The 13,523-nt window shown below is 49.7% G+C and carries 15 protein-coding genes and 1 pseudogene; 2 read left to right on the top strand and 14 right to left on the bottom strand.

Annotated features, from left to right (window positions below):
• Nucleotides 1–162 precede the first annotated feature (162 nt).
• The 6 genes and pseudogenes from ACLUXO_RS05905 to ACLUXO_RS05880 form a co-directional block, all read right to left on the bottom strand.
• Nucleotides 163–735, bottom strand: a complete 573-nt coding sequence (locus ACLUXO_RS05905; protein ID WP_412136727.1) for a hypothetical protein — start codon at nucleotides 733–735, stop codon at nucleotides 163–165.
• Nucleotides 736–1,200: 465 nt separating this feature from the next.
• A pseudogene (locus ACLUXO_RS05900) lies at nucleotides 1,201–1,392 on the bottom strand (2-hydroxymuconate tautomerase); the annotation flags it as partial.
• 75 nt (nucleotides 1,393–1,467) lie between these two features.
• Complete coding sequence (locus ACLUXO_RS05895; protein ID WP_412136726.1) at nucleotides 1,468–2,313, bottom strand: NAD(P)H-binding protein; 846 nt, start codon at nucleotides 2,311–2,313, stop codon at nucleotides 1,468–1,470.
• A 138-nt stretch (nucleotides 2,314–2,451) separates the two neighbouring features.
• Complete coding sequence (locus tag ACLUXO_RS05890; RefSeq protein ID WP_270449300.1) at nucleotides 2,452–2,880, bottom strand: Rrf2 family transcriptional regulator; 429 nt, start codon at nucleotides 2,878–2,880, stop codon at nucleotides 2,452–2,454.
• An 89-nt stretch (nucleotides 2,881–2,969) separates the two neighbouring features.
• On the bottom strand, nucleotides 2,970–3,449 hold the full coding sequence (locus ACLUXO_RS05885) for a YcxB family protein (protein ID WP_412136725.1): 480 nt from the start codon (nucleotides 3,447–3,449) through the stop codon (nucleotides 2,970–2,972).
• Nucleotides 3,450–3,547: 98 nt separating this feature from the next.
• Nucleotides 3,548–4,258 carry a DUF975 family protein gene (locus ACLUXO_RS05880; RefSeq protein WP_412136724.1) on the bottom strand — a complete coding sequence of 237 codons (711 nt, stop codon included), beginning with the start codon at nucleotides 4,256–4,258 and terminating at the stop codon, nucleotides 3,548–3,550.
• Nucleotides 4,259–4,407: 149 nt separating this feature from the next.
• On the opposite strand from ACLUXO_RS05880, the gene ACLUXO_RS05875 reads away from it, so the two are divergent.
• Complete coding sequence (locus ACLUXO_RS05875; protein WP_412136723.1) at nucleotides 4,408–7,173, top strand: DEAD/DEAH box helicase; 2,766 nt, start codon at nucleotides 4,408–4,410, stop codon at nucleotides 7,171–7,173.
• A gap of 25 nt (nucleotides 7,174–7,198) precedes the next feature.
• Here the strand turns inward: ACLUXO_RS05875 and ACLUXO_RS05870 are convergent, their stop codons facing one another.
• From ACLUXO_RS05870 to ACLUXO_RS05860, 3 genes are all read right to left on the bottom strand, one after another.
• On the bottom strand, nucleotides 7,199–7,756 hold the full coding sequence (locus ACLUXO_RS05870; RefSeq protein WP_412136722.1) for an ECF transporter S component: 558 nt from the start codon (nucleotides 7,754–7,756) through the stop codon (nucleotides 7,199–7,201).
• Between the two features lie 35 nt (nucleotides 7,757–7,791).
• Nucleotides 7,792–8,625: a pyridoxamine kinase gene (locus ACLUXO_RS05865; RefSeq protein ID WP_412136721.1), complete on the bottom strand. Its 834-nt coding sequence runs from the start codon at nucleotides 8,623–8,625 to the stop codon at nucleotides 7,792–7,794.
• 398 nt (nucleotides 8,626–9,023) lie between these two features.
• The gene (locus ACLUXO_RS05860; protein WP_270449309.1) at nucleotides 9,024–9,545 is read right to left on the bottom strand and encodes a GNAT family N-acetyltransferase; all 522 of its coding nucleotides are present in this window, start codon (nucleotides 9,543–9,545) and stop codon (nucleotides 9,024–9,026) included.
• 260 nt (nucleotides 9,546–9,805) lie between these two features.
• On the opposite strand from ACLUXO_RS05860, the gene ACLUXO_RS05855 reads away from it, so the two are divergent.
• Nucleotides 9,806–10,966: an SLAP domain-containing protein gene (locus tag ACLUXO_RS05855; RefSeq protein ID WP_412136720.1), complete on the top strand. Its 1,161-nt coding sequence runs from the start codon at nucleotides 9,806–9,808 to the stop codon at nucleotides 10,964–10,966.
• A 112-nt stretch (nucleotides 10,967–11,078) separates the two neighbouring features.
• On the opposite strand, the gene ACLUXO_RS05850 is transcribed toward ACLUXO_RS05855, so the two are convergent.
• From ACLUXO_RS05850 to ACLUXO_RS05830, 5 genes are all read right to left on the bottom strand, one after another.
• Nucleotides 11,079–11,498, bottom strand: a complete 420-nt coding sequence (locus tag ACLUXO_RS05850) for a hypothetical protein (RefSeq protein WP_206989591.1) — start codon at nucleotides 11,496–11,498, stop codon at nucleotides 11,079–11,081.
• Between the two features lie 9 nt (nucleotides 11,499–11,507).
• Nucleotides 11,508–11,855: a hypothetical protein gene (locus ACLUXO_RS05845; RefSeq protein WP_412136719.1), complete on the bottom strand. Its 348-nt coding sequence runs from the start codon at nucleotides 11,853–11,855 to the stop codon at nucleotides 11,508–11,510.
• Nucleotides 11,856–12,281: 426 nt separating this feature from the next.
• Nucleotides 12,282–12,860 (bottom strand): hypothetical protein, encoded by a 579-nt coding sequence (locus ACLUXO_RS05840; RefSeq protein ID WP_008460351.1) that lies wholly within the window; start codon nucleotides 12,858–12,860, stop codon nucleotides 12,282–12,284.
• 57 nt (nucleotides 12,861–12,917) lie between these two features.
• On the bottom strand, nucleotides 12,918–13,280 hold the full coding sequence (locus ACLUXO_RS05835; protein WP_412136718.1) for a type II toxin-antitoxin system PemK/MazF family toxin: 363 nt from the start codon (nucleotides 13,278–13,280) through the stop codon (nucleotides 12,918–12,920).
• A complete protein-coding gene (locus tag ACLUXO_RS05830; RefSeq protein ID WP_195837424.1) occupies nucleotides 13,261–13,500 on the bottom strand; it encodes an antitoxin of toxin-antitoxin stability system in 240 nt (79 codons plus the stop codon). The genes ACLUXO_RS05835 and ACLUXO_RS05830 overlap by 20 nt, the downstream gene beginning before the upstream one ends.
• Nucleotides 13,501–13,523 lie beyond the last annotated feature (23 nt).

The raw sequence follows: 13,523 nt of genomic DNA, 5'->3' as shown, positions 1-13,523 counted from the left end.
CATTCTGAACACCCGGTAGAGTTGTGATAAGGCGGGGCCTGATCTCGTTCGGGAATATCAAGACTAGTAGTCATTTTCACTTTATTCCTGCTTTCTTTGTTCGGAAAAGATGGATTTTTAACTGACATTTTTCTAAAAGTTTTTTACTTTTTTCTTTTTGAATTACAAAAGCGCTTTCTTACTTGTTTGCTCCTCGACGATCTCAATCGCCAATTGGCAGCGGTCATAAACATCCCGCGCGCTTAGCTGCAGGCCCTCAGCCAGCCACTCGTACAAGATCGCGTAGATAATGTGAGCAGCATTATTCAAGGTTTTAATCGAATAATCGCCACTTAAGGAATGGGCATCGACGTAGCAAACCGTCTTCTTCCGCAGCAGCCATTCTACTTTCCGCGGAAAACGGGCCGCAAACTCCTTGCCCTTGACTTTTCCCTTCTCTGCATCAATCAAGGCCAGCAGGTTCAAAATGAAACAGCGGTCTTTTTCCATATAGGTCAATAGCCTCTTAAGGCCATTGCCATAATCACCGGTGGCAAAGTACAAGTGCTGGTCCAGCTTCTTTAATAGTAATTCCGCACTAAGTTGCCGCATGCTGCCATAGTGGGCGTAAAAGGTTGGCCGTGAGCAGGCAGCCAGCTTGCAGAACTTCTTGACGTTGATCTCACTGCCCCGCTCGCTGTCCAAGACCTGGGCCAGGATCTGGTTGGCTTCCAAAAGTTTGATACTGGTAATCATTTTTACTACCTCCGTTCGAGACACATTATCTGTGTCAGAAACTTTTTTTGCAGCCGGCAGCGCTCAAAGCCTGGTCTGGCGCGATTTCGACTTTATTACGATTTAGTCGTAATGAAAAATCGGCAGCGCAGCAGCAGCCAGCCCCCTTTTCTTTCCGAAAACAAAAGCCAGCCCTGACCCTTCCTTGTCAGTGCTGGCTTTCTAGTGCTGTGTTGTTGCGTTTTATCTTCCGCTTTCGCCTCAGTCGCTGTTTTCTACTCACTTTTCACCTATTATCTTATCATAAAACTTATACCAAGTTTAGCTAATCCTTATACTAATTTTGCTAATATTTTTTCTTTTAAGAAAGGCCCCTCATCCTTTGCTTCTCTAGCCCTCCTTCCCTTTTGATTCACTTTGCACATTATTTCCCACCTGTTATTTTCCCGAAAAAAAGACCCACCCGCCTTGGGTGAGTCCAAATCTTTAGGCTTGTGGTTCTCTCCATTCGCCGCCTTGAGCCAGCTGCTGCTTGCCAAGTTCATTAATAATCACGGAGATGTGTTCCTGTGGCGCGCCAGTGTCTTCTGAGATCACCCGGGTCACGTCCTTCATCATCTTTTCCAGTTGTTCTGGCGTCCGGCCAGCCAAGAGTTCAATATGTACAAATGGCATTGTTTTGCTCCTTTTTTCAAAAACAAGTAACTTTTCCTACATTATACCTGCTTTTTTAGAAAAAAGTATCTGCCAAAGCTACTTTGCCAAAAGTTCCTTAATTGCCTGGTCCAGCGGAGTCAAGCCGCCCAGAACTTCTTCCAGGTCACTGCTTTCTTCCGTCAATGAACCATCATCAATTGGCTGCTGGAAGGCAGCGTACATTGCCGCCGTATCATGATCCAAGCCCAGGCCTTCCAAGACCTGCACGTATTCGTCCTGGCTGACCTGCTTGGCTGCTGCTTCTTCACCAGTTGCCGCGTTCAAGGCCGCTGCCAGGTCCTGGTAGCTCCGCTTCGGGCCGGCAAATTCGTAAACTTCCTTTGGATCATCACTGGTCAAAACCTTAACCGCTGCCGCGGCATATTCACTTTCCAGTGCCCAGCCGGCAAAGTTGTTAGCCCAGTAGATCCGGTTGGCCGGACCTGGAGCCAGGAAAGTCATTTCGTTTTCCAGGTACCAGTTGTTGCGCAGGAAGGAGTGCTTGAGGCCGCTCTCCTTGAGCAGCTTTTCCGTCAGCTTGTGATCAGCTGCCAGCCAGTTTTCGCTTTCACTGGCCTTCGGGAAACTGGTGTAAGCCACGTAGCCAACGCCGGCATTCTTAGCAGCTTCAACCACATTCTTGTGCTGGTCAGCTCTAGTTACTGCCCCGCCTGGCTGAGAGGAAATAAAGAGCAACTTGTCCACGCCGGCCAGGGCCTTTTCTACAGCTGCTTCATCGCCGTAGTCTGCCTGGCGGATTTCAATTCCGGCTGGCAAAAGCTGCTTCCCCTTTTCTTCGTTGCGGACGATCGCCACTACATTTTCTGCCCCAACTGCATCAACCAAATTCTTGACCGCGGTCTGGCCGAAGTTGCCAGTAGCCGCTGAAATAGCGTACTTCATAATTGCCTCCGTTAGTTTCTTTTTCTCTTTTTTCTATTTCGTTTGCTTGTTATTTTTAAATCTACACTTATTCTAGCACGTGTATTTTTAAAGTCAACACCCATTTCCATAAAAAAACGCCAGCTTTCGCTGACGTAATTAGGCAAGCTGCCCTTCTTCTTTTATCTGGTCGACAATTTCCTGCAGGCTGATCTCCCGCATCTTGGCAAAAGCCGCCTCTTCTACTTCCGCGTAGGCTTTGGCCAGCGGCCCTTGAATGTTGCCGCCAACCGGGCACTTTTGCTCCGTGTCTTCATCGACGTGCAGCAAGTGGTGATCCATGTCGACTGCCGCGAAGATATCGTAGAGGCTGATCTCTTCCGGCTTCTTGGCCAGTTCCGGCTCAGCACTCCCCTGCTTGGTCTTCAAAAGCCCTGCCTTGCGCAGGTCCATCATCAGACTCCGCACCATGCTGGGATTGGTCACGATGCTGCGCGCGATTGCCCGGCTGGACAGGTCATCATCGGGAAAAATCTCGATGTAGGCCAGTAGGTGGACCGCGTCACTCAATTTATGGGAAAATTTCATTTTTTACCAGCTCCTTTATAAAAAGCCTGTTTTCTTAATCTTAACAGCTTTTCCGGCAATTTGCCACTTTCACTGTGTTCCACGTGAAACTATCGCTGGCATTTCTCTTGTAAAAACTTGATTAGTTCCTGGCTGCAGTTTTTCTTCAAAAGCAGGGTGCCCTGGTCCGGGGCCGGCATCAGGATGATTTCCTCGTCAGTTTCAATATAGCGGGTGATCTGGTCATAGCGGTATTCCCCGTCCCCCCGGTTGGTCAAAACCAGGAAATGGTCCGAGTAAAACTCGTAGCGCACGTAGTCATCCTTGGTCGCCGGCATGCCTGCGTAAATCTTCTTCAGCCGCCGCTTGTAGAGGTAGACGATTGCTGCTGGATAAAAAGCAATCACCAGAGCAAACATGACCGTGAAGTCATACTGCTTCAAGGCAAAAGCCACCGCTCCGGCCACGATCCAGATTGCTTCCGCGATCATGATGATCCGCCGCCGGCTCTTTTCCGTCACCTTCATGGCCATCCTGGTGTATTCGTTCAGGTCCATGTGAACCTCGCTGATATATAAGGCTTGTGCCATCTGCCTCACGTCCTTTCTATATAAAAATTATAAGCTATTCTTCCCCGCCCGTAAAAAAAGACGCGCTATCGCGCGTCTTTGAGTCAATACTAATAATCCTAATATTTATCTTCCTTGCTCAGCTCATAAGTTTCGGCGATTGTCAAATTGTAGTATGGCATCAGCCAGATCCCCAAAATTCCCAGGGTAAAAGCAGTCAGAATATACCAACCTAAAAAAGACAGGTTCAAGCAAAGCAGCTTCCAAGCCCGGCCCTTAGTCAGCTTCCAGCCAGCCCCGATTTCTGCCCAGACTGACCGCTTACTGCCGGTCCGCACGTCATCATCGATCACGTAGACGACATAGGTTAAGCGCAACTCGATCCAGACCAGCAAAACTACCAGCAAGATCAAAAGAATGATGCTTACCGCCACCGGCACTTGTGGAACAGCTGACCCGACTACCGCGGCCGCGATTGCCACAGTCACGGTCCCGATAATCAATGCTTCAATCACGCCATAGATGAGCAGCCGGACCAGGTGCTGACCAGTCAAGCCACACCAAGTATTTGGCTCTTCTGCGCCCTTTTGGACTTTGTTCCGCCAGCGGTCAAAAAAGATATATCCGTTGGCTGACAAAAGCGCGGCCGCGATTTCCAACAGGAAAAAGATGATGTCGGCTCCGGCCCCGGACTTGGAGTCAGTGGCCTGGTCAACGACATTCGGTATGATATTTGCCACAACCAGAAGCAGGCCCATCGGCATGTAGACCTTCTTCGGGATCTGCTTCAAGTTTTCCCGGGCCAGGGCCCGGATTTCCTTTGCTTTCATTGTTCTCTCCTCTGCAAAAAAGCTTTTATTATTTTCATCATTATTATAGCGCTGATTGTTTCACATGTAACATAGTTCTTTTCCTATCTTCCCCGCAGCTCCCTTGTGTTATGATGGTTAAAAATCTTTTTCCCAGTGAGGTCGATTCCATGGAACTTTCCCCCTTGAGCCCACCCCGGCTCGTCAGCAATCAGCAAGAAAACATCTGGCAGACCCTGCGCCGGCAGCTGCTGACCTGCCAGTCCTTTACCTGGGCCGTGGCCTTCATTACCGCCGACATGCTGCCTCCTTTCAAGCTGGTTATGGAAGACCTGCAAGCCAGCGGAGTCCGCGGGACTATCATCACCGGGACCTACCTGGCCTTCAACCAGCCCCGAGTTTTCGCCGAGCTCTTAAAAATTTCCAATCTTACCGTCCGGATCGCGGACGGCCCCTTCCATGCCAAGGGCTATCTTTTTGATCACGGGGACTGGCAGACCGCCGTCATCGGCAGCGCCAACTTCACCCGGTCCGCCCTCCTGGCTAACCAGGAATGGTGCCTCAAGGTCGATTCCCAAACCGATTCAGCCTTGACCCAGCAACTAGCCGCGGCTTTAGCGGACTTGACGGGCAAAAGCCAGCCATTGACTGCCACCTGGCTGGCCGACTATGAGAAAAGCTGGCAGCCGCCAGCCAAGCCTGTGTTACACGTGAAACAAGAAAAGATCGTTTCCAACCAGATGCAGGCCGCCGCCCTGGAAAATCTCCAAGCCTTAGTCAAAAGCGGCGCCCGCCGGGCCCTGGTCGTTTCCGCTACCGGGACAGGGAAGACCTACCTGGCGGCTTTGGCGGTCAAATACTTTGCCCCCCGCCGCTTCCTCTACCTGGTCCACCGGGAAGAGATCGCCCGCAAAGCCCTGGAGACTTTCAAAAAGGTCATCGGCGGCAAGGGCAGTGACTTCGCCCTTTTGACCGGGACCAGCCACCAGCAGGCCCGCTACACCTTCGCGACCATCCAGACCGTTTCCCAGGACCAGTTCCTGGCCAGCCAGGCAACTGATTTTTATGACTACATCTTGATTGACGAAGCCCACCGGTCTGCCGCGCCCAGCTATCAAAAAGTCCTCAGCCACTTCAGCCCGGCCTTTTGCCTGGGTCTGACAGCCACGCCGGAGCGGATGGACCAGCAGGATATTTTTGCCCTCTTTGACTACAATTTAGCCTACGAGATCCGCCTGGCCGATGCCCTGGAAAGCAAAATGCTCACGCCCTTCCACTATATCGGTATCCGCGACTATGAAATTGACGGCCAGACTTCTGATGACTTCAGCGACCTCCGCTGGCTGGGCGCGAAAAAGCGGGTCAGCTACCTCCTTAAAGAACTGGATTATTACGGCTGCAGCGGTCCCCGCCCCTGCGGCCTGGTCTTCTGCAGCCGGCAGGAAGAGGCCCGGCAATTGGCAGAATCTTTTACTCAACAGGGCCAACCGGCCCAGGCCTTGACCAACCAGGATTCCCCAGCCGTCCGCCGGCAGGCGGTCAAGGATCTGGAAAACGGCCGCCTCCACTACTTGGTGACGGTCGACCTTTTCAACGAAGGCGTGGACATTCCCGCCCTCAACCAGATCGTCATGCTCCGGGCCACCCAGTCAGCCACGGTCTTTATCCAGCAGCTGGGCCGGGGCTTGCGCCTCTACCCCGGCCAGGACTTCGTCACCGTCCTGGACTTCATCGGCAACTACCAGAACAACTACCTGATCCCCCTGGCCTTAGCCGGGAAAAAGCTCTCCCGTGACCAGCTGAAGTACCAGTTGCAAACCGTCAGCTTTGCCGGCCTGTCCACCATCAACTTCAGCCGGATCGCCAGCCAGGAGATCCTGGCCTCCCTGGACAAGGTCAAGCTGGACTCACTCAAGCAGCTGCGGGAAGCCTACGGTGACTTGGCCCAGCAGCTGGGCCGCCCGCCCCTTTTGCTGGATTTCGCCAAAAAAGGCCAGGTCTCACCCCGCCTCTGGCTGGACAACAAGTCCCTGCCCCACTACGGGGCCTTTCTGGCAAAAATGGGCCAGCCCTGCCAGCTGTCTTCTTACGAAAGCCAAGTCCTCTCCTTCGTTACTAAGGAACTGGCCCCAGGCCAGCGGCCGCATGAACTTTTGCTCTTGCAGGCCCTTTTGCAAAAAGACAAAATCAGCCAAAACGACTTCCAAGCTCTGCTGAAAAATTACGGGGCCTACGACTCGGCCGCCTTGGAAGAATCCCTGGCTGCCATCCTCTCCTTGGACTTCTATGATGTCAAAAGCGGATCAACTACCCAAAAGGCCAAGTACGGCGGCGAACCCGTCGCCAGCTTAAAAGGCGGCTGCTGGTTCTTAAACTCCAAGCTTGTCCAAGCCAGTCCGGACTTCCTCCGCCTGTTTAAAGACGCGGTTGAAACCGGCCTCTTCCTCACCAAAGAAAAAGACCCGGCGCAAGACTTCACCCTCTACGCGGCTTACGACCGCAAGGAGGTCTGCCGCTTGCTCAACTGGCCGCTAGACGTCAGCCGGCCCATGTATGGCTACCGGCTGAGTGGCAATGTCTGCCCGGTTTTTATCACCTACAAAAAGACTGACCAGGAGCAAAGAAATGCCCGCTATGACAACCAAGCCCGCGGCCAGCGCCTGGCCTGGTATACCAGAACTCCCCGCCACCTGTCTTCCCCGGAAGTCCAGCAGCTCTTGCGGAGGACGGAATCTGGCCACCAGGTCACCCGGATTCCGGTCTTCGTCAAGCGGGCAGATGCCTACGGCCCGAAGTTTTACTATCTGGGCTCGGCAAAAATCGATCCCGCTACTGTCCGCGAGGTCAGCCTCAAGGGCAAGAGCGCGGTCGGCCTGGACCTGGTTCTGCCCGATCCCCTACCGGCTAAAATCGCCGACCAGCTTTTTGGCAATTAAAAAGGCTTCCCAGCCGGGAAGCCTTTTAGTGTGCCCGCTTCATGACGCGGACGGTAATATCTTTCAAGGCAAAGTAGAGGATCGGCGTGCAGACCGCGGTTGAACAGGAGTTGATCACCGTGGCCAGCAGGCTCAGGAAGGCCGCTACCAGGGCGGGCTGCAATGCCGTCCCGGCCATCAAGGCCTCTACGACCGTCGTCGCGTAAGAGGTAAAAATCTTGGTTACCCCGGCGATGACCGCCAAAATAATGATGTTCTTCTTGCTGTCGTTATACTTCATGCCCCTGTAGACAGCGGACAAAACGGCAGCCACGACTACGACTTCCAGCATGGTCAGCCAGCTGGTAGCCGCGTAGCCGTTGAGAATGTCAAAGCCGCCCAGGCCGATGATCCCCGCCAGGGCCCCGTTGCGGAAGCCCAAGTAGAGAATGGCCACGGCCGTCAAGGTATTGCCGAAGTGGATGAAAGGCCGGCCCACGACTGCCGGCAGCGGGATCCGCAGGACCCAGATGCCGATGTAAATCATGGCCGCGAACAAGCCGGTCATCACGACTGCTCTTAAAGAATTCTGTTCATCGCGCATTTTTCTTCCCCTCCTAAAAATAGATGATCAATGCACTAATTTTGCAACTGCTGCAAGAGCCAAGGCAGGGCCGCCGCGTAATTAGGGCCAAAGCGCTGGTCCTGGTCCAAATCAGTCGCCAGGATTGCCTTGGCCACGAAGTCCCCGGCCACGCCAGCCGCCTGCTGCAAGTCCAGCCCGTGAAGCAGGCCGGCCAAGAGGCTGCTGGCAAAAAGGTCCCCCGTGCCAAAATAGCTGTGCGGAATCCGGTCCTGGGTCCTTTCCCAAACCCGGCCGCCCCGGCTGAGCCCGTAAACCCCGATCCGGTTGTCGGCCAGGGGCACCCCGGTCAAAACTACCTGGGACAGGGCAAACTTCTGGGCCAGGCGCTGGGTGATCACGCAGGCCCGGTGGCTGTCAATCTCAGTAAAGTCCACCGGCTCATTCAAGAGCAGCAGGGCTTCGGTCAAGTTGGGCGTCAAAATCGTTGCCTGCCGGGCCAAGCGCTGCATCTGGACAACATAGCTGTCATCAAAGCCGCGGTAGAGACGGCCGTGATCAGCCATAGCCGGGTCCAGCAGGATGAGTTTCCCCTGCCGGCTGTATTCTTCCAGCCCCTTCTCCCAGACCCGGCTGGCCGCCTGGCCCAGGTAGCCCAAATAGATGGCGTCAAAGGAGATATTTTCCTTGTCCCAGTGCGCCCAAATATCTGGCAGACTAGCCGACAGGTCCAGGAAGGTGTTCTCCCCGAACCCGCCCGTATGTGTTGACAAAATTGCCGTTGGCAAAGCCGCGGTCTGCAGGCCGCTGGCCCCTAACACGGGCAAGGCGACCGCCAGCGAGACTTGACCAACACAGGATAGATCTTGACTGATCAAGACTGATTTCACTTTTGGCCCCTCCTTATTGCTCAGTAGCTCTATTATATGCTTGCTTAAAAAATATGAAAGTAATTATTGCCAAACTTTTTTCTAATCTGGTAATAACTAGTATAACACGGGTATTTTCATTTTCAGAGCACAAGAAAAGCCAGTTGCTTAGAAGAACAACTGACTTTGGTTAGGAATGTGTTGTGTATGTATAAAATTCAATGCAATGTTACATTGAGGAAAGAAAAATAAAAGAAATTTGGATGTTGCAACTTGCGGCTCTCCACAACCTCAAGCTACGAATCTAATATACAAGATAGTTGTGATGAAATTATGACCTTTTCCTTACGAATTTCAAAACAGCTATTATTTTTAAACCGTTCGCTTATATGACTTGCTTATTACTTAGTAAGTATAATTTAAGCAGTCAGAAGTTCGTAAACGTAGCTGGTCTCATTTTCCCGGTAGACCCCATGCAGGGTGCCCACCCGCTTAAAGCCGCTCTTTTCGATCAAGTGTTGCATAGGCAGGTTGTCCTCATGAGTGTCGACTCTGACGGACTTGATGTCATTGAAGCCGCTGGTAAAGTAGTTGATCACTGCCTGGTAGAGCTGTGAAGCATAGCCGTGGCCGGTATGGTCGGAGTGGATAGCCACCCGGTGGATGGTAACGTAGTCATTCGTGTCAACTTGCCAGTGGCCGTCCAATTGGTCGTAAGCATGGTCCGGCGCTGGAATGATAGTCAAGGTCCCGACGGTTTCCCCATCGTCGGCCTTGGCCAGGTAAGCGTAGCCGTTTTCGATGTCTTGACGGACATGGTCTGGATTCGGATAGTCTCCTTGCCACTGGTCAATCCCGCTTTCTGCCAGCTGGTTGCGTCCGTCCTGCAGGATCGCCATCACTTGGTCAAAATCTTTCAACTCTGCTTTTCTAATCTGCATTTCCTATTCGCTTCCTTATCTATATTACTGGTTCAATGACAACGACAAAGGGTATTTTACATAAGTCGGCAAGCAAGCTCAAACGATCTGCTTAAAGGGAAGCCTTTTCAGTGCTAAAAACTGTAATATTATTTAAGAATTAGAAAAGGCTGTGTCAAGGTTTTGTAACATTACAGTTATATAATGAGAATTGTTGCAAAATAAACCACTTATTTTGATCATTTTCAATCACACACTTTTTTAATGGGAGTACCAGATACATGAAGTTTAAACACCTTAAACTGCTTGCATTAGTCTCCACATTGACGGCAGCTGTGAGCATGAGCTTCGCCGGCCTGGCACAGGCCAGCACGACCAGCGCCAGCAGCCGTTCTTATGGGGTCGACGTGTCAAGCTACCAGCCAACCAGCACGACCAAGTACAGCAAGGCGGGCGCCCAGTTCGTCATTGTCAAGGTCAGCGAAGGCACCAGCTACCGGAATCCAAACGCCAAGGCACAAGTAGCCAGCGCCAAGGCCAACAAGCTTTTGCCAATGGCCTACCACTTCGCCAACTTCGGTTCCAGCTCATCTAGAGCGAAGAGTGAAGCGGACTACGCTATCGCCAGCGCCAAGGCTGTCAAGCTGCCAGCAGGCTCATACCTGGCTATCGACTGGGAAACCAGCAGCGGCAACTCAACCAGCGGGAGTAGAAGCGCCAACACCAGCGCCATCATGGCCTTCATGAAGAAGGTTAAGGCAGCTGGCTACCAGCCATTGCTCTACTCTGGTTCTTACCTTTTGAACAACGCGATCAACACGAGCACGGTTACGGCAGCCTACCCTAACTCACTGTGGGTAGCCTACTACACCAGCTCAGGCCGGATCGACGCGCCAGACTTTTCATACTTCCCGTCAATGAACGGGGTCATCATCTGGCAGTTCACTGAAAACTGGAAGGGTCTGAACGTTGACGGGAACATCTCAGTGCTGCCACTGTCAATTAGCTCAAGCTCATCATCCAGTTCTTCATCAAGCTCCAGTTCATCTAAGACGCCAGCCAGTCAAGCACCTGTAAGCAAGACTAAGAAGAAGATCATGTCTAAGTCTTACGTCTACACTTCCGCTGGTAAGAGAACCGGTGCTTACAAGAGCGCGTACACTTACGTTTACGTGATCGGCGGGATTGTTAAGATCGGCAAGAGCAACTACTACAAGATTGGCGACAACCAATACATCAAGGCTAACAATGTCGATGGTACTGCCCGCAAGCTGGTTCACAATGCTTGGACTTACAACAGCAAGGGCAAGCGGGTGAAGTCAGTTGCGACCTTGAAGAAGGGCAAGCAGGTCTTCACTTACGGCGGCAAGCGAAAGATCGGTAAGAAGACTTACTACCGGATCAACGTTGGCCGTTACATCAAGGCTGCCAACGTGAAGTAAGCCGGATCACGAATTAATTTTAGAAACAAACAAAGCTCTGATTGCTACTAAAGCAGTCAGAGCTTTTTCGTTCTCAGCTATTTACACAAGTTTTTAGACAGAAAACTAAAAGTCATGACTTCGAGAGTAACTGTTCCATTACATCAGACCACATTTTCATGTCCTCGTGAGGACAAGCCAGCAAAACTGTTAAGGTAGGAAATTCTGTCTTTAAGTACTGTATAGCTTGGACGCAACGTTTGAGAAAGAGCAAATTCATGATCTCTGAATAACAGTTAAGATCCAGCTCAACAATTAAACTTGTACATTCTGGCTGAACTTCAACCAAATTCCTCAGTTTCAGCAAACTTTCTGTCTGCAACATTTTCGAAGCAGAAAGTTTCCTTCGACAAAGCGGATAATCAAACAGACAGTATACAGCCCCTAACTCTAAAACATCAGACACGGTTTCACTGGCCACTAAGCGAAGTGGTTTAGCCGGCATCGGCAACCGGTCTAAATGTATCGTAAGCAAAGAATATGACTTCTTCAATAGCGCCTCCTAAAAGTCAAAGGCAATGCCGGTATTGCACTTAATCGCCAGATTAGCAAATTCCAGCATCTTCTCGTACACTGGACGGACCGTATCGTTCATTGGCCGCTTCATCCGGTCAAGCAACCATTCCCGAAATTTCACGCACTTGTCAGGCTCAAAGAAATCAAAATCCCCCCAGTCAAACATGGCATCGAACTTATCCCACATCTCGGTCAAAAATCCATCGTCTTCCAAGGCCTGGGCCGTCTTCTCATCAAAGTAATACTCAGCCGCTGGCTGACCATCGACATAATGGATTTTGTACGCTTCGTCATACTTTAATGCACGATCATCTAATGCGACCAACAACCACATGTTACATCTCTCCTCTCTTTTTAATTTTAAAGTGAGTCTCTTTTAAGTTCCTAGATGGCGTACCATCTAATTTACAAAACATTCCTACTTTTTTGTCAAAAATACGCATTATTGCATAAGTAAAAGAGATATACTTTCCTATAGAATGTATATCTCTTTTGTTTATTTTTTAGTGTGCTTTCTAATAACCGCTCGAACTGCCGCACAACTGTTGACTACGATTAGTGCAATACCAACAAAAATAATCTCAGTTTTCCAAAAATTATTAGTAGCTTCTTCAAAAGTTTCTTCCCCTGAAAGAAAAAAGCTATATGACTGATCTAGTACCCAAATAGTAATTACTATAATAGTAACAAGATTGATAATTAGCATGTCGCCGAGCCAACTATTACAGATCTTTTTAAATAGTCTTTTCATTAGGGAGAATCATCGTGCCTTTATGCCACATTTTCCAACTACCCATCCTAACGAGGCCCAACCGATTCCTGGAACTAATGAGCTTGCTATTTTTTCTGCTAGTTTTTTTGCGACCTTTTTTCCTAAACGTTTAGCAACTCTTTTAATTATTGCTTCTGATGCTTTTTTCCAGGCATGCGATCGTAGCAATTTCTCGATTTGGCGGCTATATAACGCTTTGGCAGTATTTTTCACTCCAATTATGCCGTATTGATTTAGGAGACATTTTCCAAATTTTTCTGCTGAAAAAAACGAAGATCCGTATAAAGCCTGAAGTTGTAGCTCCTTCTCTGTAGGTAATTCTAATTCTCCAGTCGCATATGAAAGCACCCCTTTTGATAATTCAACTTCGTCCATTCCTCTGTTGGCATCATATGCATCTTCAAAAGCTTGTGCTAACTTATCAATAGCCGAGTCTAACTGCTTTCTTGTCTCCTTAGTTGTATTATTTTTATTCACAGCTTTAGCATATGTAATATTAGTTAATCCACTGAAAAAAGCTGTTCCTAAAGTTACAGCTATAAGTATGCTATAAATAATCTTCTTCATGTATTTTCCTCACACATAATAAAAGATATTCCTACTGATTTTCACCCACGAACCGAATTACTTAGTAATTAAGCTTACGATTCGTTGTTGAGCCATGGCAAATGTTGCTGTTGGTAACATTCCAACATACTCAGCATTCCGCTTTCTATAATCTAATGTGTAGAACTGCAAGGTGTTCACGTAACCGTCTATGCTTTTCATCTGAACTGGTAGAAAAAGCTGCCTAAGTTGGTTGTTAGACGCATGTGTTATCGGTGCTACTATCGTTAGACCAGAAACCTTACTGTACTTCTTTGAACTTAGAACAACAGCTGGGCATCTTTTTCGAATTTCTTTACCCAAAGAAGGATCAAAATCAATCCAGATTATATCCTGTCGGTCTGGGATGTACGCTCTCTGGCTACCATTCATCGTCGTCATCGACATTCAATCCTCCAAATGCTTCTTCTTGTTTGCAATCAGTAAATTTCTTATCCCAATCTGGATCATTGAATGGGTTTGAACTTTCAGGAATGTAAACAATAACTCCATCTCTTCCCTTATATACGCTGTATTCCTCAGCGTCTGCAACAATATCTTTCGGAATTGTAAATACTTTAGAATTTCCAACCTGTCTTGCTTTGACTGTATTTGATAGCATTTTTGTTCCCCCCTCTCTTCTTT

The sequence above is a fragment of the Lactobacillus delbrueckii subsp. bulgaricus genome (assembly GCF_046938665.1).
Lineage (GTDB): Bacteria > Bacillota > Bacilli > Lactobacillales > Lactobacillaceae > Lactobacillus > Lactobacillus delbrueckii_C.
This window is presented reverse-complemented; position numbering and strand designations above follow the sequence as displayed.

What these genes read in the sequence shown, in the direction of transcription:
- ACLUXO_RS05855 (WP_412136720.1), top strand. Translation starts at nt 9,806, where the DNA reads ATGAAGTTTAAACACCTTAAACTGCTTGCATTAGTCTCCACATTGACG.
- ACLUXO_RS05905 (WP_412136727.1), bottom strand. Translation starts at nt 735, where the DNA reads ATGATTACCAGTATCAAACTTTTGGAAGCCAACCAGATCCTGGCCCAG.
- ACLUXO_RS05895 (WP_412136726.1), bottom strand. Translation starts at nt 2,313, where the DNA reads ATGAAGTACGCTATTTCAGCGGCTACTGGCAACTTCGGCCAGACCGCG.
- ACLUXO_RS05870 (WP_412136722.1), bottom strand. Translation starts at nt 7,756, where the DNA reads ATGCGCGATGAACAGAATTCTTTAAGAGCAGTCGTGATGACCGGCTTG.
- ACLUXO_RS05880 (WP_412136724.1), bottom strand. Translation starts at nt 4,258, where the DNA reads ATGAAAGCAAAGGAAATCCGGGCCCTGGCCCGGGAAAACTTGAAGCAG.
- ACLUXO_RS05845 (WP_412136719.1), bottom strand. Translation starts at nt 11,855, where the DNA reads ATGTGGTTGTTGGTCGCATTAGATGATCGTGCATTAAAGTATGACGAA.
- ACLUXO_RS05875 (WP_412136723.1), top strand. Translation starts at nt 4,408, where the DNA reads ATGGAACTTTCCCCCTTGAGCCCACCCCGGCTCGTCAGCAATCAGCAA.
- ACLUXO_RS05835 (WP_412136718.1), bottom strand. Translation starts at nt 13,280, where the DNA reads ATGACGACGATGAATGGTAGCCAGAGAGCGTACATCCCAGACCGACAG.
- ACLUXO_RS05885 (WP_412136725.1), bottom strand. Translation starts at nt 3,449, where the DNA reads ATGGCACAAGCCTTATATATCAGCGAGGTTCACATGGACCTGAACGAA.
- ACLUXO_RS05840 (WP_008460351.1), bottom strand. Translation starts at nt 12,860, where the DNA reads ATGAAGAAGATTATTTATAGCATACTTATAGCTGTAACTTTAGGAACA.
- ACLUXO_RS05890 (WP_270449300.1), bottom strand. Translation starts at nt 2,880, where the DNA reads ATGAAATTTTCCCATAAATTGAGTGACGCGGTCCACCTACTGGCCTAC.
- ACLUXO_RS05860 (WP_270449309.1), bottom strand. Translation starts at nt 9,545, where the DNA reads ATGCAGATTAGAAAAGCAGAGTTGAAAGATTTTGACCAAGTGATGGCG.
- ACLUXO_RS05830 (WP_195837424.1), bottom strand. Translation starts at nt 13,500, where the DNA reads ATGCTATCAAATACAGTCAAAGCAAGACAGGTTGGAAATTCTAAAGTA.